We start from the raw sequence: 16,738 nt of genomic DNA, 5'->3' as shown, positions 1-16,738 counted from the left end.
CAGCCCGAGCAGCACCAGGGCCAGCACTGCCGTCGCACCCTCACCCGCGGCGACCGCACCGGCCGCCGTCCCGTCGCCGTAGACGGCGCTCGTGTCATGGTCACGGCTGCGCCGGACCAGGAATGCGAATTCCGAGGAATTCGGCAATTACTCCGGACTGCGTCCGTCGTGAATTTACTTTCTTATTCGCATTGTGTGTCGGCGGGTTTTGGGGGTCCAGATTCGCGAAATTTCGTGGAAATTCAGAATCGGGCGGATCTTTGTTCTGAGCTAATTTTGCTCTTTTATCTCTCGCCTTATCCGAGTGAATTCTAATTCCTTCTCCGCCGCTTTATCAACCTGTTCGCGAGTGACTGTCCGGGTGCTTTTTGCGCGGTGGCGCGCACCTCGGGTGGGTGCCGGCGCCGAGGCGGTCCCCTCGGGGTGGCGGTGTTCCCCCTGCGGTGGAGACGAGGGGGAACAGGGCCCGGGGCGGTCGGGCCGAGGGGGAACGGGCCTCCCCTCCTGTAGTGGGGTCGATTCGGGGGGAACGAGGGGGAACAGGGGGAACATGCCCCTGACCTGCGGAAATGCTCGCCAGTCTTGTTCCCCCTCAGGGGGAACAAGGGGGAACAGGGCCCGGGGCGGTCGGGCCGAGGGGGAACGAGCCTCCCCTCCTGTAGTGGGGTCGACTCGGGGGGAACGAGGGGGAACAGGGGGAACATGCCCCTGACCTGCGGAAATGCTCGCCAGTCTTGTTCCCCCTCGGGGGGAACAAGGGGGAACAGGGCCCGGGGGGAACACCGGTGGCGACCCCGTTCCCCCCGGACGTGCCGAGGGGGAACACGTCCAGGAGGCGCCTGTTCCCCCTGCTGTGGACTGGAGGGGGAACAGGGGCGGCCCGGGTTCGCAGGGAGTCAGGAGGAGGGCCGAGGGGGCCGGGTGAACGTCCCTCGTTCCGGCCTCGGCGGCCGGTGTGGCTCGGCAGGATGAGCGCATGGACTACAGGGACGACACGATGGACACCGAGGGCGCCGCGCGCGTGCACTACGTGGACCCGCGGGTCCGCCTCCTGGCCGAGGCCCGGTGGCGGCTGGAGACGGGCGGCACCCGCACGGAGTGGTTGAGCCTGGGCAAGGACAACCCCGAGGCGCTGATCCAGGAAGGGCGCGACTGGATCAGGGCGGCGGTCGCGGCTGGCATCCTCCCCCCGCCCGACTGATCCGCGCGAGCAGAGAAGGGGCCCCACCCTCCTGGGACGGGGCCCCTTTCGTGTTGCTGGTTGACCGCGCCACGCGTTGTGCGCGAGCGATGCACCCTCTTGTTCCGCTGGTTTTGCTGGTTGCTGGCGCGGTTTGGCACGCGCTCTTTGCGCGGTGGTGTTTTTCGGTATTGCCGCGCTGGTTCGGCGCGGTGCGTCACCTGCGGCGGTAAATCGCCGCGTCGATGTACGGGGAGTGCGCGGCCGTCTCGGCCAGGGGGCGGGCGTGCGCGGGGCACACGTACGCGTCGGCCTCGGTTATGTCCTTCCGGAACCGCACGATGTGCGACGCGGTGGCGGGGCACCGCTGGCGGTCGCGCGGCTGCGTCGTGTCGAGCGCTTCGCACAGGCCGGGCGGCTGGTTGTACCAGACCATCATCGAGCCGGAGAGGGCGCGGGCGATCTGGCACACGTCGTCACGGCGCCGCACCTCCTTCTCCGGGAGCGTCTGGGGGTCGACGGGCTGAATCCCGGACAGGGCCGGAGCAGGGACGGGCGCGGGGGCCGGCCGAGGCGCCGGGGCGGCGGGAGAGGGCCGAGGGGGAACGGCCGGGGCCGAGGGTCGGGCCTGGCCCTGGAGGGCGGCCAGGATCGCCGCCAGGCCCCCGGCGGGCGCGGCTGCGGGCCGAGGGGGGAGCGCGCGGCGCAGCTCCTCCCGACCGCCGTTGCGGAACCACGTCGTGAGCGGGGTCGGGTCGTGCTCGTCCTCCTGGTCCTCGGTCTCGTCCGGCTCGTACTCCTCCGGCTCCCACCGGGGGGTAGGCCGGCGCCTGGAGGTCCGGGCCGCCGGGGCGGGCGCGGGGCGACCCTCGGGGCGGGGCCCGGTGTTCTCGTGGGTGCGGTGCGGGACGCGTTGGCCGGTCCCGCATTCGGGGCACCGAATCGTCATGCGGTCCTTTGCTCGTGACTGCCACTCGTGACCGCACCCGCATTCCACCCACACGGGGGGCCGTCGGGCGGCCTGTGCGGCCCGTGTGGCGGCTCCGGAGAGGTCTTTGGGCACCGGGCCCTCCCACTCCTGATTCAGGCGCACATGGCGCGACGTACGGCATTCGGGGCACCGGGTGTTCCCCCCTCGGACGGTGGTCCGGAAAGGGGCGGTGCACTTCCGGCAGACGATTTGCACGGGAACGGTTCGCACGGGGTCTCCTTTTGCTGGTTGCTGGCGCGGTTTTATTCGATGATCCCACGTCCCGTACGCGAATTCGAGAGAAAAGGGAAGGGCCCCCGCCTCCTTTCGGAGACGGGGGCCCATTTTCGGAGTCACGCAATGGATTCGGCGGCCCCGGGGCGGTTGCGGTGCCACTGCTGGAGTTCGTCGGCGGTCCACTTCCCGTCATTCCCGGTGGGGAATTCCGGATCCCGCCGCTTGGCCTGGCGCAATGCGTCGGCGGACATGGGCACGATTCCCTCCCGCGCGGCGGCGGCCAGGCTGTACCGGGGCACCTGCGGGGGCACCTTCGGCATGGGCGGGATGGGGGCCGGCTCGTCCTTGACCAGACGCAGGACCGGCGTCACGTCACGTGACACGGGGGCCGCATCTGTCGAGGTGAGAGGCCCTGCGTGACCGTGTGACGTGACACCGAGGCCCCCGAGGTCCGGGGCGGCGGCCAGGGCGCCCGAGGTCGCCCACGCCCGAGCCTCGGCGTCGGTGAAAAACACCACCTGCGTTTCGTGGGCCACCCCGCCCAATACGACCTGTGCGCGGCCGATATGGCGGGTCGAGCGGGGGACCGGCTGCACCTCGGGAACGAGCATGTTCCACGCGTTCCGGGTGTAGCGGGCGAGAATTCGAGTGGCGAAGCATTCCCGAACCTCGGGACCGCCGAGGGCCGCCGCCGTGGCCGACTGGGCCACAAGAAAAACGTGCATCCGGACGGCCCGACCCATGAACAGGATTTCCCGCAGTGCGTCAATCGCGGGGGATTCCTTCGGATCGGCGGGGCCGAATTCGTCGCCCTTGGTCCTGCGAATTGAAGCCCAATACCGCTTCAATTTCGCAATCGTGGCGTTGGCCTCCTCCAGAATGAGGGCCAGGCGCGGGCCGACCGGGGCGTCTCCCTCGCCCTCCCAGTCGTCAACGACGACATTCCGGCGGTGGCCCTCCTGGCCGAGTTTCACGAGCGCATCGTGAATGTCCGAGATATCGCGGCAATAGGCCACGTTCGGAAGTCCACGGGCCCACTTGTGAGAGTGCCGCTTGAAATCCAGCACGACCAACTGTGAGCCGTTGTGGAGCATCTGGGAGGCCATCGTCCGCGTGATGACCGACTTCCCGCCGCCGGTGGAGGCGGACACCAGGATGTGCGGCGACTCGGCGTCCAGGTCCACCGACACCCGGATGTCTTTCGGCCCGAGGCCGATCAGCGGCGCGGACTCGGCGGCGGAGCCGATGAGCGCCTGGACGCTCTCGTCCGCGAACATCACGCGGGCCGGGGGCCGGGGCGTCTGACGGATGACCAGGTGGGGCCGGCGCCCCTCCAGCTTGAACGTCACCGTGGCGTCGGTGAGTCCGAGCTTGGTCTTGACGATGTTCCCGATGGTCGCGGCTCCGCCGTCCACCCCGACGAAGGTGGGCGGGAGGTCGATACGGCCGACCTCGGTGCGGCCCGGGTAGTCCCGGGGGATGCGGATGTACGAGCCGGGCCTGACGCCCTCGGGGAGGCCGAGGGGGCCCTCCAGGGCGACGTGAAGGGGGCGAATCCAGTTGTGCATGTGCCGGACGTTGCACACCCACGTCCCGGACACGTAGCCGGCCCCCACGGTCGCGGCGGCGCCGAGGCCCGCCCACGTCCCCACGGTGGCCTCGGGAGCGGCCTGGAGGCCCCACAGGGTCCCCCCGGCGCCCGCGACGGACCCGAGGCGGATACCGGCCCGCTCGACCCGGGAGAGGAGGCTCCAGCGGCCCGCACGGCCCCCGTTGAGGGGTCGGGTGCCCCGGGTGACCCAACCGGCGTCCGTGCGGTGGATGCCGTCCATGTGGTGGCCGGTCGTGAACCGGTAGGCGACGCGGATTGCGCCGGCCGTCTTGCTCTCTGCGATGCTTTGCACGATCACTCCTGATTGCTGTGAGAGGTGACAGGAGGGGTCCCGATGGTGCCGCCCGATTCCAGCGGGCGGCACCTCGGTTGTTCCGGATGGAACATCGCTGGTTCCGCGTGCGGAACTACAGGTACGCGCCCGTGCCTCGGTTGTTCCGTCCTTCCGCGACAAGCTGACGAAGGTACCGGTCCGAGGGCGGCCTGATACCACGGTCGGCCAGGGTCTCCCGGATGGTTCCGAGGTCCAGGGTTCCGCCCCGGATCAACTCCCGGGCGGCGCGGGTGGCAGCACCCCGGGCGGGGGCCGGAGCCTCCGCCGGAACCTCGGCGGAACCAGCCTTGACCAGCGGCGACACCTCGGCGGAATCAACGGCCGGAGCCGGAATCTCGGCGGTCAGGAACACCGGGGCCGGAACCTCGGTGGCGGCGGCCGGAACCTCGGGAACCTCGGCGGCGGTGGCTCGAACCTGCGGGGCCGGAACTTCCGCCGGAACCTCGGCCGGAACTTCCGCGACGGGGGCCGGAACCTCGGCGGGAACTTCCGCCGGAACTTCCGCCGGGACCTCGGGCGACGCCTCGGCGGCGGCCTCGGCCGGAACCTCCAGGGACGCGTTCCAGTCGTGCCGCGCGCTGATCGTGGCCAGGGCCGCGACCGACTTCCGCCGGACCACCCGGGCGACGATGGCGGCCTCCGCCTCGGCGGCCTCGGAGTTCGTCAGGTCATGCCGTGCCGCGTCGATGGCGGCGGCCAACTTCGCCGCGCGCCGGCGGTGCTTGCGGGTGCCGGGGTCGGCGGCGGCCACCATGTCGGCCAGGTCCACCGCCTTGTCCGCCGCGCGGCTGCGGGCGATGGCGGCCGAGTCGGCCCCGCGCCGGCCGATGCCCAGGTACGCGGTCAGACGCTCGCGCACCTCCCGCAGGGCGGCGCCGAGGATGCCGGTCGTCTTCTCCCCGGACATCCGGAGTTCGAGCCCCAGGAGGAGGTGGAGCATCACGGCCAGGAGGACGGGCCCGAGGATGACGCGGGTGGCGCCACCGGCCCCGCCGGACACCTGGAACGCGGGGATGGCCTGGACGAGCACCGCCGCGTACGCGAGGTAGGCCGGCGCCTTGGTCCGGGTCGCCCACGCGTACAGGGTCAGGGCGATGATGGCCGCCTCGGCCACCCCGCACAGGAGTACGCGCTCCCAGTCGTTGGTGATCGCCAGGGCGGTCCCCAGGAACCGGTAAGAGGTGTCGGCGGACATGCCGAGGGCCATCACGGCGGGGGCGAGTAGGCCGTACGTGGCGGCCTGGCTGCGGCTGATCATCGGGCGTTCTCCTTCGGTGCGGTGCTGTCGTGCTGTTCCTCGGTGGTGGGGGTGTCCGGCTCGTCCTCGGCGCCGAAGAGGTCCATCTGGCCGTCGACCGGCTGGACCTTGCGGGCGCCGAGGACGCTAGCGGGGGTCAGGCTCACGGGGTGCCTCCGGGGTCGGGTGCGGGGTGGCGCTCCGCGATCAGGCGGAGGAGTTCGGCGTACTGGACCCGCACGTCCCCGCGCGGGTCGTACCGGCCGGCCTCCCACGCGGACACGGCGCCTCGGGTGACTCCGAGGGCTTCCGCCACCTGCGTCTGTGTCAGGCCCTGTGCCTTACGGAGCCGTTCGCGCTCCGGCGGCTCCGGGAGGGCCGCCACCTGCGGCGGCTGCACCTCCAGGAGCGCGTGAATCTTGCTCATGTCGACCTCTTTCTTTCGCTTGCCTGCCATCAAACTATCCCTTCCACTATCGCTTGTCTATCGTCGGTGCTAACGTCGTTCGTGTCAGATTCTCTCGCGTCACCCTTTCGCAGTGACGCAGGAACGGAGGTACGGCCATGCCCGAACCGAGGCAGTACACCGCCGGCGAGACCGCCCGCATGGCGGCGCAGGTCGCCCGCGCCGTCGCCCGCCACGCCACCGGGAGGTCCCTCGGCCCGGTGGACAAGGCGATCGACCGCATCCAGGAGGAGGCGTGCGCCCGGGAGGCGATCCAGGACAAGGCCCGCGCCGACGCCGAGGCCGCGAAGCTCGCGGAGAAGGCGGCCAAGAGGGCCGCGCGGAAGTTCTGGTGACCGCCGAACAGGGGGCGACCGACGCCCCGGTGATCCTGCGACAGATCGGCCTGTCCGCCGAGGGCGCCCCGCTGTACGCGTACGAGGACCGCTCCCCCGTCGTCCAGCCGGCACCCGTCCAGCCCGCCCGTCCGATCGGGGTCTACGTCGCCGCTGGAATCGGCGGCGCAGTCGCGCTCGGCTTCCTGGCCATGGCCGCCGCCCTCCTGGCGGTCGCGGTAGCCATCGGGGCGGTCTCCGCAACCGTCTGCCTCCTGGTCCTTCGGTCCATGTGGCAGGACATCCAGGCCCAGAAGGAGAAGAAGAAGTGATCCGACGCATCCGCGACATGGCCGCCGAGGTCCGGGGTCACCGGGAGTTCACCGCCGACATCCGCCGGGAGGTGGAGGCCGGCGACGCCGAGGCGGCGGCCATCTTCCGCACCGGCACCCTGTCCGCCGCCCTGACCCGCAAGGGCAACGACGCGCGGGCGGCCGAGGTCGTCGAGTACGTCCAGGCCGTCAAGGACGAGCCGGGCCGCCTCGGCTGGTTCCGCCGCCGCTGACCTGCGGCCCCCGTCCCCGAACCCCTCTCGGGGACGGGGGTTGCATTCAAACTTCCGCCCGGCATAGTCGGACGTGAGCCACCCGAACGGGGGCCCACGTCCCATGTCCGGGCCCACACAGACAGGAAGAACAGATCATGAACGGAACGCCGATCACCCTCGTGGGCAACCTGACGGACGAGCCCGAACTCCGCTTCACCCCCAACGGGGCCGCCGTGGCGAAGTTCTCCGTGGCGGTCAACCGCCGCACCTTCGACCGCCAGACGAACGAGTGGCGGGAGTCGGGCGCCGACTTCCACCGCGTCACCGTGTGGCGGGGCCTGGCGGAGAACGTGGCGGCCACCCTGTCCAAGGGGATGCGGGTCATCGTCACCGGCGACCTGCGGCAGCGCTCGTGGGAGGACCCCAAGACGAAGGAGACGCGGTACGGCTGGGAGGTCGCCGCGGATTCGGTCGGCCCGGACCTGACGTTCGCCACCGCGCAGGTCCAGAAGGTCAGCAAGACCAACGGCGGCGCCCCGGGTGACGAGACGTGGGAGAGCGCCAGCCGGACCCGCCCGGCCGGCGCCGGAGCATGACGACCGAGGCGGCCCGTCCCGAACTCCTGGACCTGTTCTGCTGTGCGGGCGGGGCCGGGGCCGGGTACGGCCGCGCGGGGTTCGTCGTGACCGGGGTGGACATCGCCCCCCGGCCCCGCTACCCCCACCGGTTCGTCCAGGCGGACGCCCTGGAGTACCTGGCCGCCCTGATCGCCTCGGGGGAGATCCGCCGGTACGCGCTCATCCACACCTCTCCCCCGTGCCAGGCCGGATGCGCGCTCACGCAGGGGACCAACCGGTCCCGGGGGTGGGGGCGCGAGCACGTCCAGTTGATCCCCGCCCTGCGGGACCTCCTGGACGAGACCGGCCTCCCGTACATCATCGAGCAGCCCAACGGCACGGCCCCCGTGAGGAAAGACCTCTCCCTGTGCGGGGAGATGTTCGGCCTCGGGGTCCTGCGGCACCGCAACTTCGAGGTGTCGGGGTTCTCCTTCCTCGCCCCGCCCCACGTCCCCCACCGGGGGTACGTGCGGGGGTGGCGACACGGGGTCTACCGGTCCGGCCCGTACGTCGCGGCGTACGGGAAGGGTGGGGGTAAGGCCACGGTCCCGGAGATGCAGGAGGCCATGGGCATCACGTGGACCGACGTGCGCGAGGAACTGACCGAGGCCATCCCGCCCGCGTACGCGGAGTGGATCGGCACGACGTTCCTGGAGTCCTCGGGCCTGGCCGTGGCCGCCTGATACGTAGAGGTATAGGCGGGGTCCGCCGTACGGTGACCCCGTCTCGCGCAGCGCAGTTCAGCCCCACCCCTGGCGGCCCGGCACCTCCCCCACGGAGGAAAGCCGGGCCGCCTCCCGTACCCGGAATCGAAAGAGCGTCACGAAACTTCCGTCACGGTGCTAGTAACGGCTCGTGACGGGGCGTAAGGTCGTGACAGTCTCACGAAAGGAGTTGTGACGTGACCGCCACCGCAGTCGAGACCCCGGCCCCCGGCCCCGTCTCGCCCCTTACCGCCGTTCCGGACGACTGGCGCGTGACCCCGGACGGCACCGTCCGCGTGTCCGACGTGGCCCGCACCACCGGCGACTACCAGGCGGTGAACTACACCGTCCGCAAGTGCGGCGTGACCGTCGCCGCCCAGAAGGGACAGGGCGCCTCCCGCTACATCCCGGTGTCCGAGGCCCTCCTCCTGGTCGCCGCCGCCGCCCTGGCCGTCGCCGCCGGCGTCGCCCTGGCGCAGATGTACCGGGCCATCAAGGCGTCCGGCGCCACGGTCGGCGCGGACGCGGTCACCATCCCCCTGCGGCTCCAGGGCTGACCCGACATGACCACCGACACAGGAGAGGAGGCGGACCGCGTGGACCTGTTCAACCTCTCCCACGAGGACGCCCTGATCCTGTGGAAGTTCGGCGGGTACGGCACCGAGGCCGACTTCCCCGGCGTCCGGGTGGCGACCCTCCTCATGCTCCACGGGAAGGACCGGGGAGGCCGGCGCCACCTGGCCCGACTCTTCGCCTCCCTCGCCCCCCACGCCGGCGTCCGCGTCGTCCTGGCGGTGCTGCGCTTCCTGGCCGCCCGCCCCGCCCCGATAGCCGTTCCGGCCCCGGCCCCTCGGGCCCTGTCCTCCCAGAGGAGGCACCACCGGATCGCACCGGCCCGCGCTCCGTGACCGTCTCACCCCGCCTCGGCGGGGGTCACAAGCGCAGGTCAACCCGTCCCTAGAAACGCCGAAAGCCCCGGGGTCTCACGCCCGAGGCTTGGCATAGATCCCCTTGCGAGGAATCAAAGTGCAGGACAAGAGTACCCAGGATGCGCCCGCGCGCACCACACAGCAGTACCCGACCCCCCTCGGCGGCTCCGGTCGCGTGACCGTGGTGGCCGACGACTCCACCGCCCTCCTGATCTGCCGGACCGTGCGCGGTCGCGGCGGGTGGGGGGTCCACACCGACACCGGCGACCTCCTCACCTCGGGGTGGCCCACCCTCACCCGGGCCCGCGCGTACGCGGACCGCCTGATCTCCCGGGCGGGGGCCGCGTGATGGCGACCGCGACCGAGGAGAAGGCGACCGAGGAGAAGGCGACCGAGGCCCCCGCCGCCGGGACCGCCCGCCGGCTCACCGAGGCCGGTAAGACCGTGGACCGCCTCCTCCCCGTGCCGGGAGTCGATGGCGTCCTGGTCGACCTGGAGGCGGAGTACATGCTCCGGCGCCAGGGGGACACCATGGTCCCCTTCCTGGACTGGGCCCCCCGCCTCCTGGCGTGGTGGACCGACCCCGAGGGCGTCCCCGTCTACCAGGTGGCCGTCAAGGGCCAGGAGGAGTACGTCACCCCGGAGACCCTGCGCGACGGGACCGGCTGGGACCAGTTCGACCACGCCGCCGGGCACGACGTGCGCAAGGTCCGGGAGGCCCTGGCCGGAGTGGTCAAGCTCCAGCGCCGCGACCTCCCCAAGTCGCCCGGCCTGGACTCCCTCGGCTGGCACGACGTGAACGGGACGTGGGTCTACGTCTCGGCGGAGCGAGCGTTCGGCCCCGCCGGAGAGGTGGCCGTCCAGGTCAACACTCACTCGTCCGACGAGGCGGCCCTCCCGCCGGCCCCGACCGGGGACCGGCTGCGCGACGTCGTCGCCCTGTCCCTGTCCGCCCTGGACGTCGCGGTCCTGCGGGTGTCCGCCCCGGCCATGTGCTCGACCTGGCTCGCCCCGCTGATCAGCATGTTCGGCAACGACTTGCCGAGGTTCGTCCCGTGGATGTGGTCGGACGGCCGGGCCGAGGTGTTCGGCGTGCTCAAGTCGTCGTTCGCCGCGATCCTCCAGGCCCACAGCGGCACCGGGTACAGAGGGGAGTCGGACCTCCTCCCGGCGGCGGACACCACCCTCCCGTCCCTGTCCACCGTCCTCGGTGAGCGCCGGGACGGGCTCGTGATCGTGGACGACTACAAGCCGGGTGAGACCTCGGCGGTGGACAACAAGACGCAGGGGACCGCCGAACAGGGCATCCGCGCGGCGACCAACCGCCAGAAGCGTTCGAAGAACCGGATGCGCGGGCCGGGCCGGGCGAAGGTGGCCGCGTGCATGGCCCTGCTCATGTACACCGCCGAGTGCCTGCCCCTGTTCAACTCCGGCTCGACTCACGACCGCACGTTCCCGTTCCAGGTCCACAAGGGGGACGTGCGGCCCGACAAGCTGACCGTGCTCCAGGACCGCGTGGAGGAGTTCCCCGAGGCCGCCGCCGGGTACGTCGCCTGGCTCGCCGCCCACCGCCCGCAGGTGATGACGTTCCTCACCGGACGGTTCCGCGAGCTGCGCGCCGAACTGCGCGCGGGCCAGGAGGTCACCGGCCGCGCGTGCTCCCACATCGCCCACCTCCTGTGCGCCGCCGAGGTCTTCACCCGGTTCGCGGTGGAGGCTGGCGCCCTGACCGACGACGCGCGCACCGCCCTGTACGGCAAGATCCGGGCCGCCCTGATCGAAGCGGCGACCGCGACCGCCACGGAGCGGACCGAGGACCGGCCGCACGAGGTGTGGCTCCGCAACCTGCGCGGCCTGTTCGCCTCGGGCAAGCTCTACGCCATCGCCCCCGGCACCAACCACGGGGAGCCCCCGCAGTACGGGGACGCCCTCGGGTGGGCGGTCGAGCGGCGGGACATCCTCGCCGGGTACGCGCTCCCGGACGGCCTGGCCGTGGTCGAGTCGGCGGCCAACGTCGAGATTGCCCGCCGGGACAAGTCCCTCACGATCGGCGGTGTCCAGCTCCGGCGCCTCCTGGCCTCCCGGGGCATCATCCAGGCCGTCCAGCACCGCGACGGGAAGCACGACCACCAGCGGCGCATCCGGGTCGGTAGCGCCTCGGTGTGGCTCCCGGTCGTCCCGTGGTCGGTGTTCCTCGGCACGGACGGGGACGACGCCCCCGAGGGCGGCCAGGGCGCCGCCGGCACCCCGGCCCCCGAGGGCCCGCAGGTCTGCACCGGCTACTCCTTCGGCAAGCCCTGCGGCCTCCCCCTGGACCCCAGCGGGGACGACGGCACCGGCCGTCACCCCACCTGCGTCCCGGCCCCGGCCCCGCCGGTGGACGCCCCGGTCCTGCCCGGAGTGATGGACCTGGAGTCGGCCCCCGTGGCCGAGGTCCCCGCCCCCCGGGCCGAGGTCGAGGACGCCCCCGAGGTCGAGGAGGAGGAGGAGGCCGCCGCGGCCTCTCCCTCCCGGCCCGTCCGCAGCTCCGGGCGTAAGCCCCTGGTCCTGCGAGGCCCGCACGCGGAGTACCTGGAGGCGGCCCGGGGCCGCAAGAGCATCAAGACCCAGGCACAGGTGGACGCCCTGGCGGACCGCCTGGCCTACCTGGACACCGCCGAGGCGGAGTTGACCGCTCTCCCGGACGACATCGAGCCGGGGGACCTCGGGGAGGAGATCAAGAAGCGCGCGGCCAAGCTGCGTCTCCTGGCCGCCCTGGAGGGCGACCAGACCTCCCACGGCCCGTTCGCCCCCTACCGGTCCCGTCGCGGCCCGTGGTGGCAGGCACCCATGCCCGGGATGATCGGCGCGGTCCGAGGCATCAACTCCTGGTCGTGGGAGCGGGAGGGCTTCACCGGTGAGGCGGTCGCCCTGGACCGAAACGGCGCCTGGCCCACGGCCACGTCCTCGGTTCGCGTCGTCCACGGGGAGTACAAGCACACCGGCCCCATCGAGGAGGTCACGGTCCCTGACCCCGGGTACTACAAGGTGCGCGTCTACCCCTGGACGGAGACCGACGTGCCCTCTCCCATGGGCAACGAGAAGGTGGGCGCCGAGGTCTGGATCACGGCCCCGCACATGCACCTCCTGGCCGACCTGGCCGCCGCCGGGCGGTGGCCGGACGCGTCCGCGCTCGACTCCCACACCGGCGCGGCGGCCAAGCTCGGTGACTGGGCCCACCTCGTGGGCGAGTGCCGGCGGTACGCCCTGGAGGTCCACGGTCGCGACTCGTTCGCGTACGAGGTGGCCAAGGAGTCGTTCGGCATGGCGGTGAACACCATGTACGGCTCGTGGGAGGGGGAGGGCGCCCTCCTCAAGCGGGTGTGGAAGTGCAAGGCGCGACGGACCGACTGGGCCCACCACATCAAGGACCAGGCGGCGGTGACGATCTGGCGCGGGGCGGACGCGGTCCGCCAGGCCGTCCCCGAGGGCGCCGGCCCGCTCACGATCCGGGCCATGGACGAACTGGTCCTTCCGGCCTCGGTCCTGGACGCGGTCACCACCGCCCCCGAGGACGGGCGCGCGTTGATCCGGCTGGACGACCTCGGCACGACGTTCGGCACCTGGAAGGTCAAGACCACCGAGACGTGGGGGGATGAGTAATGGCTCGCAAGCGGGACACCGGACAGGGCGCGGAATACTCGGCCGCCGAGGCCGAGGCGGTCGCGCAGGCTCTTGCGGACGCGTACGCGGAATGGGCCAACGACGATGAACCCTCCCGCGTGGATGTGCGGGCGCAGGTCGAATGGGCGGGGCACGTCATGCCCGCGAACAACGGAAAGCGCCGGACCCGCGTGGACCTTCCCGCCTCGGGAATGAAGAAGGTTCGAAAGGCCGTCGAAAAGGTGGCGCGGGCCCTCGGGAAGAAGTCTAAAGCCAAGCCGTCCAGTTCCCGAAAGGCGAAAGGCTGGCACGCGCAGCTCCGGGAACTCACCGAGGCGAAGAACGGTTCGGCGGCGGCGGACAGGGCGGGATTGAACCCCTCGGCCCGCACGCTCAAGAACTGGTTGTCCGACGCGGATTACCCCATCCGGAGCGGCGACCGCGACCGCATCGCCCGCGCCTATGAGGCGTTGAAGAACTGGAACGTCTCCGAGGCGGGCGACGCGGCGGCGGCGGCCAGCAAGCAGGCGGCCGAGGCGATGACGAACGCGATGCGGGACCAGTACGGCGTGAACGTCCGTTTCCGCGATATCGACGACTTCACTTTCGAGTGACCTGACCGACCCGACCGGCCCCCTCTCCTCCCGGAGCAGGGGGCCGGCGGCATGTGGGCCCTCGGCCCTTCCCCCGGGGGATGACGCGTGGCGCCTTCCGTGAGGGGAAGTGCGGACTTCCGCCCGGGGATACGGCCCCCACCTGGATAGATGCGCGGCACCTCTCACCTCCTGGCCGTCGTTCTTCCCCTCGGGGAAGTCGGCCCCGGCCCCCTGTCACACCGGCTGTCGCGTCGGCTGTCACATGGGGACCTGTCGCGCGGCCTGACCTGCGGCAAGACCTCCTCGGCCCCCCGCCTCGGCCCCATGTGACAGGTCTGTGTGACACCGGGGCGAACGCCGTTTCCGGCCAGGGGTGTTGGCCGATACCGTCCCTTGTGGGGGTGTACGGAATTCCGTACATTCGACTGTACGGAATCCCGTACACACCCTCACGGAAGGACCACCATGGACCCCATCGGCTACCGCTTCGGCACCGAGGCCCGACGCGGCGGAATGGACGTGACGATCAGCCTGACCGCCGCCGAGGCCGCGCAGGTGGGCGACGACGCGGGCATCCTCGCGGACTGGTTCCACTCCGCCTTGTGGGCCCTGGCCATCCTGCGGGCCGGCCACGTCCCCGCCAACCCCGACCACCCGCACCCCGACGCGCGGAAGGACCGGACCGCCGGCCCCGGCGACTGGTACACCGTCGTGAACGACCTGGACTATCGCCTCCTCCCCCGCCTGGAGGGCATCCGGGACGCGGCGATCCGGGCCCACGCCGCCGCCGGTGGCAGCGTCGGGGACATGGCCCTTGCCATGGACGTGAGCCGTTCCACCGCGCAGTACCGCCGCGACGCGGTCCGCCAGGCCGACCCCTCCGTCTGGGAGCAGTGGGCCACCCGCACCCGCGAGCCCCGCCCGCGCTGCGTCGCGTGCGGCCACCCCGCCCGCTCCACCGACGCGTTGGTCGTCACGGACGGCGGGTTCCAGGTCCACCGCAGCCACACCGAGGACACCACGAGCGGGTTCCACGGAGCCACGATCGTTCACGACCTCGGCGCCGAGGCCGGCCAGGACTGAACACGCAAGGGGGGGCGGCCGTCCACTGCCAGGCGCACGGCCGCCCCGTTCCGACCCCTCACGAGACCGGAGGCACCATCATGCACGCCGCCACCTTCGCCGCCCTGTTCGCGGCCCTGTTCGTCGCCCACAGCCTCGGGGACCACTGGGTCCAGTCGAGTTGCCAGGCCGCCACCAAGGGACTCCCGGGATGGCCCGGCCGTCTCGCGTGCGCCCGCCACGTCGCCACCCTGACCGCCACGAAGGGGGCCATCCTCGCCCCCGTCGCCCTGGCCCTCGGCCTCCCCCTGACCGCCCTCGGCGTCGCCCTCGGCCTCGGCCTGGACGCCCTCTCGCACTACTGGGCCGATCGCCGGTTCACCCTCGCCCGCCTGGCGGAGCGGTGCGGCAAGGCGGAGTTCTACAGCCTCGGCACCCCCGCGCACCCCGCCCACCCGGTGACCGCCGAGGGCAAGCCGGCCGCCACCCTCGGGACTGGGGCCTACGCGCTCGATCAGTCCTGGCACATGCTGTGGCTCGGCGTCGCCGCCCTCCTCATGGCCACGATCTGACCCCCGCCCCACCGATCAGCGAACGGAACAGAATGACCGACCCCTCCCGGCTCCGGTGGACCCCGCCGGAGCCCTCCCAACTCCCCGAGTGGCGCGGCCAGATGGTCGAGCACCTGGAGTCCATGCCCGCGATGATGGCCCTGCGGGAGGCCCTGCGCGCCGGGCGATCCACAGTCGTCCCGACCGTGCCGGGCCTGGACGCCACGGAATCGTCCGTGGCCGCCCAACTCTTGGCCCGCTCCGAGGCCGACCGGCTCTCTCGGGCCCGGCTCTACTACGCCACCCCCGACATGACCGCCCTGGCCCTGGCCGCCGCGCAGACCCCGCCCACCGAGGCGGCCACCGTGCGCCGGCTCCCCTCGGACGCGGGCCTGATCGTGTTCGGGGAACCGATCGGCGGGTACACCGAGGACGCCGCCGCCGCCCTGGCCGGAACCCTGGCCTACCGCCCCGGAGCCTCGGCCCCGGTCACAACCCCGATCGTGGCCGTCTCCTGGTCCACCTGGACCCCCGAGGCGGTCAACCTGGACCGGGGGGCGGTCCGTTGGACCATCCAGAGCAAGGCGGGCCACGGAGTCGTCCCGCCCCGCACGGAATGGGTCTGGCTCACCTTCTGGTCCCCCCGCGGACTGTTCTCCGGCCTGGCCCCCGACACCATCATCGGCACCGGACCGAACGGCGGCCCCATGACCGCCCGAGACATCGACACCATGCGGGAGGTCGCCGGCCCGCCCCTCCAGTGGGACAACGAGATGTTGCTCCGCGTCGGAGCCACCTTCACCGCCCCGGAGCCGGACACCACCGCGTCATGGGCCCACGCCCTCTACACCGCGTGGCAGCTCATGGGCCAGGAGGGCGCCACCCGGTGGGCGGAGACCGAGGTGGTCCCCCGCGCCCGCGCCGGGGCCAAGCGGGACGCACGCCAGGGCATCAAGGACCCGGCCGAGGTCCACATCGTCCACGTCCACCGAACCCACCGCCCCGCGCCCCGGGCCGTCGCCGAGGACGCGCAGGGCAGCACCGGCCGCCGCGAACCCCAGTGGTCGTGCCGGTGGCCCGTCCGCCCGTACCGCCGGGACACCTGCCTGAACCCCCGCGCCCACGCCGCCGGCGACTGCACCCACGAGGACCGGATCGTCCGAGGCCACATCAAGGGCCCCGAGGGCGCCCCGCTCCGCACCGGCGACACCGTCCACCTGTGGGACACCCCGCCCAACTCCGAGAGGACGATGACATGAACGAGGAAACCGAAACCGAAAGGGACGCCGCACTGTGGGACGGAAGGGGAATCATCAACACCCCGGACGGTCCCGTTATCAGTGACGAGGAATGGTGAACTCACCTCTCATTCCTTGATGATTCGCCCGGTCGGGCCGGTTACCAATCGGCCCGACCGGGTAAGGAATTGACGGAACAACAGAAAGCCTAATCCGAAAGGGAATTAAGAACCTCTTTGGATTCGGTTCCTCGAATCAGGTTGGACCGAAAGGGAATTGACCTCCCGTTCATTCTCGAATAGCCAACTGAATTCCCGACGGGCGCAGCCCGGAGTAATTGCGGAATTGCGCAGCAATTTCATGTAACTGACCCGGCGCAGCCGTGGTCCTTACACCGCCAGGGGGCGGCGTCGAGCAGTCGGGTCTTACCGTGGTCGACGTGACCCATGACGGTGACGACCGGCGGACGGGAGACCAGAGCCTCTTCGCCGCCCTCGTCCTC

General features: G+C 71.7%; 19 protein-coding genes. 14 read left to right on the top strand and 5 right to left on the bottom strand.

Going from position 1 to position 16,738, the window contains the following annotated elements:
• Positions 1-976 precede the first annotated feature (976 nt).
• Positions 977-1,201, top strand: a complete 225-nt coding sequence (locus tag AB0C99_RS38215; RefSeq protein WP_362484904.1) for a hypothetical protein — start codon at positions 977-979, stop codon at positions 1,199-1,201.
• Between the two features lie 196 nt (positions 1,202-1,397).
• Here AB0C99_RS38215 and AB0C99_RS38210 read toward each other — a convergent pair whose 3' ends face one another.
• The 5 genes from AB0C99_RS38210 to AB0C99_RS38190 form a co-directional block, all read right to left on the bottom strand.
• Positions 1,398-2,129: a hypothetical protein gene (locus AB0C99_RS38210; protein WP_362484902.1), complete on the bottom strand. Its 732-nt coding sequence runs from the start codon at positions 2,127-2,129 to the stop codon at positions 1,398-1,400.
• A gap of 374 nt (positions 2,130-2,503) precedes the next feature.
• The gene (locus AB0C99_RS38205) at positions 2,504-4,291 is read right to left on the bottom strand and encodes a DUF87 domain-containing protein (protein WP_362484900.1); all 1,788 of its coding nucleotides are present in this window, start codon (positions 4,289-4,291) and stop codon (positions 2,504-2,506) included.
• A 115-nt stretch (positions 4,292-4,406) separates the two neighbouring features.
• Entirely contained in the window at positions 4,407-5,591 is a 1,185-nt protein-coding gene (locus tag AB0C99_RS38200; protein WP_362484899.1) for a hypothetical protein, read from the bottom strand.
• Positions 5,588-5,737, bottom strand: coding sequence for a hypothetical protein (locus AB0C99_RS38195; RefSeq protein ID WP_362484897.1), 150 nt, complete (start codon positions 5,735-5,737; stop codon positions 5,588-5,590). Before AB0C99_RS38195 ends, AB0C99_RS38200 begins: the two co-directional genes overlap by 4 nt.
• Positions 5,734-5,997 carry a helix-turn-helix transcriptional regulator gene (locus tag AB0C99_RS38190; protein ID WP_362484895.1) on the bottom strand — a complete coding sequence of 88 codons (264 nt, stop codon included), beginning with the start codon at positions 5,995-5,997 and terminating at the stop codon, positions 5,734-5,736. The genes AB0C99_RS38195 and AB0C99_RS38190 overlap by 4 nt, the downstream gene beginning before the upstream one ends.
• Positions 5,998-6,134: 137 nt before the next feature.
• Between AB0C99_RS38190 and AB0C99_RS38185 the strand changes: the two genes are divergently transcribed.
• From AB0C99_RS38185 to AB0C99_RS38125, 13 genes are all read left to right on the top strand, one after another.
• The gene (locus AB0C99_RS38185; RefSeq protein WP_362484893.1) at positions 6,135-6,371 is read left to right on the top strand and encodes a hypothetical protein; all 237 of its coding nucleotides are present in this window, start codon (positions 6,135-6,137) and stop codon (positions 6,369-6,371) included.
• A complete protein-coding gene (locus tag AB0C99_RS38180; protein WP_362484891.1) occupies positions 6,368-6,682 on the top strand; it encodes a hypothetical protein in 315 nt (104 codons plus the stop codon). The genes AB0C99_RS38185 and AB0C99_RS38180 overlap by 4 nt, the downstream gene beginning before the upstream one ends.
• A complete protein-coding gene (locus AB0C99_RS38175; protein ID WP_362484889.1) occupies positions 6,679-6,915 on the top strand; it encodes a hypothetical protein in 237 nt (78 codons plus the stop codon). Before AB0C99_RS38180 ends, AB0C99_RS38175 begins: the two co-directional genes overlap by 4 nt.
• Positions 6,916-7,052: 137 nt before the next feature.
• Positions 7,053-7,493 (top strand): single-stranded DNA-binding protein, encoded by a 441-nt coding sequence (gene ssb, locus AB0C99_RS38170; protein ID WP_362484887.1) that lies wholly within the window; start codon positions 7,053-7,055, stop codon positions 7,491-7,493.
• Complete coding sequence (locus AB0C99_RS38165; protein WP_362484886.1) at positions 7,490-8,197, top strand: DNA methylase; 708 nt, start codon at positions 7,490-7,492, stop codon at positions 8,195-8,197. Before ssb ends, AB0C99_RS38165 begins: the two co-directional genes overlap by 4 nt.
• Positions 8,198-8,415: 218 nt before the next feature.
• Positions 8,416-8,775 carry a hypothetical protein gene (locus tag AB0C99_RS38160; protein ID WP_362484884.1) on the top strand — a complete coding sequence of 120 codons (360 nt, stop codon included), beginning with the start codon at positions 8,416-8,418 and terminating at the stop codon, positions 8,773-8,775.
• 6 nt (positions 8,776-8,781) lie between these two features.
• Entirely contained in the window at positions 8,782-9,126 is a 345-nt protein-coding gene (locus AB0C99_RS38155; RefSeq protein ID WP_362484882.1) for a hypothetical protein, read from the top strand.
• Between the two features lie 118 nt (positions 9,127-9,244).
• Positions 9,245-9,496 (top strand): hypothetical protein, encoded by a 252-nt coding sequence (locus AB0C99_RS38150; protein ID WP_362484880.1) that lies wholly within the window; start codon positions 9,245-9,247, stop codon positions 9,494-9,496.
• Positions 9,496-12,789 carry a hypothetical protein gene (locus AB0C99_RS38145; RefSeq protein ID WP_362484878.1) on the top strand — a complete coding sequence of 1,098 codons (3,294 nt, stop codon included), beginning with the start codon at positions 9,496-9,498 and terminating at the stop codon, positions 12,787-12,789. The genes AB0C99_RS38150 and AB0C99_RS38145 overlap by 1 nt, the downstream gene beginning before the upstream one ends.
• Entirely contained in the window at positions 12,789-13,403 is a 615-nt protein-coding gene (locus AB0C99_RS38140) for a hypothetical protein (RefSeq protein WP_362484876.1), read from the top strand. Before AB0C99_RS38145 ends, AB0C99_RS38140 begins: the two co-directional genes overlap by 1 nt.
• A 447-nt stretch (positions 13,404-13,850) precedes the next feature.
• Positions 13,851-14,468, top strand: a complete 618-nt coding sequence (locus AB0C99_RS38135; RefSeq protein WP_362484874.1) for a hypothetical protein — start codon at positions 13,851-13,853, stop codon at positions 14,466-14,468.
• Positions 14,469-14,548: 80 nt separating this feature from the next.
• Entirely contained in the window at positions 14,549-15,019 is a 471-nt protein-coding gene (locus tag AB0C99_RS38130; protein ID WP_362484872.1) for a transcriptional regulator, read from the top strand.
• 32 nt (positions 15,020-15,051) lie between these two features.
• Positions 15,052-16,257, top strand: a complete 1,206-nt coding sequence (locus AB0C99_RS38125) for a hypothetical protein (protein WP_362484870.1) — start codon at positions 15,052-15,054, stop codon at positions 16,255-16,257.
• The last annotated feature ends 481 nt before the right edge of the window (positions 16,258-16,738 follow it).

This window comes from Streptomyces sp. NPDC048659 (genome assembly GCF_040650575.1).
Classification (GTDB): Bacteria; Actinomycetota; Actinomycetes; order Streptomycetales; family Streptomycetaceae; genus Streptomyces.
The sequence above is the reverse complement of the archived record's forward strand: the minus strand, read 5'-3'. Positions and strand labels throughout refer to the sequence as shown.

Excerpts from the sequence above, each read along its gene's own strand:
- AB0C99_RS38185 (WP_362484893.1), top strand. The coding sequence starts at position 6,135 with ATGCCCGAACCGAGGCAGTACACCGCCGGCGAGACCGCCCGCATGGCG.
- ssb (WP_362484887.1), top strand. The coding sequence starts at position 7,053 with ATGAACGGAACGCCGATCACCCTCGTGGGCAACCTGACGGACGAGCCC.
- AB0C99_RS38145 (WP_362484878.1), top strand. The coding sequence starts at position 9,496 with ATGGCGACCGCGACCGAGGAGAAGGCGACCGAGGAGAAGGCGACCGAG.
- AB0C99_RS38200 (WP_362484899.1), bottom strand. The coding sequence starts at position 5,591 with ATGATCAGCCGCAGCCAGGCCGCCACGTACGGCCTACTCGCCCCCGCC.
- AB0C99_RS38165 (WP_362484886.1), top strand. The coding sequence starts at position 7,490 with ATGACGACCGAGGCGGCCCGTCCCGAACTCCTGGACCTGTTCTGCTGT.
- AB0C99_RS38125 (WP_362484870.1), top strand. The coding sequence starts at position 15,052 with ATGACCGACCCCTCCCGGCTCCGGTGGACCCCGCCGGAGCCCTCCCAA.
- AB0C99_RS38210 (WP_362484902.1), bottom strand. The coding sequence starts at position 2,129 with ATGACGATTCGGTGCCCCGAATGCGGGACCGGCCAACGCGTCCCGCAC.
- AB0C99_RS38155 (WP_362484882.1), top strand. The coding sequence starts at position 8,782 with ATGACCACCGACACAGGAGAGGAGGCGGACCGCGTGGACCTGTTCAAC.
- AB0C99_RS38190 (WP_362484895.1), bottom strand. The coding sequence starts at position 5,997 with ATGAGCAAGATTCACGCGCTCCTGGAGGTGCAGCCGCCGCAGGTGGCG.
- AB0C99_RS38140 (WP_362484876.1), top strand. The coding sequence starts at position 12,789 with ATGGCTCGCAAGCGGGACACCGGACAGGGCGCGGAATACTCGGCCGCC.
- AB0C99_RS38135 (WP_362484874.1), top strand. The coding sequence starts at position 13,851 with ATGGACCCCATCGGCTACCGCTTCGGCACCGAGGCCCGACGCGGCGGA.
- AB0C99_RS38130 (WP_362484872.1), top strand. The coding sequence starts at position 14,549 with ATGCACGCCGCCACCTTCGCCGCCCTGTTCGCGGCCCTGTTCGTCGCC.
- AB0C99_RS38215 (WP_362484904.1), top strand. The coding sequence starts at position 977 with ATGGACTACAGGGACGACACGATGGACACCGAGGGCGCCGCGCGCGTG.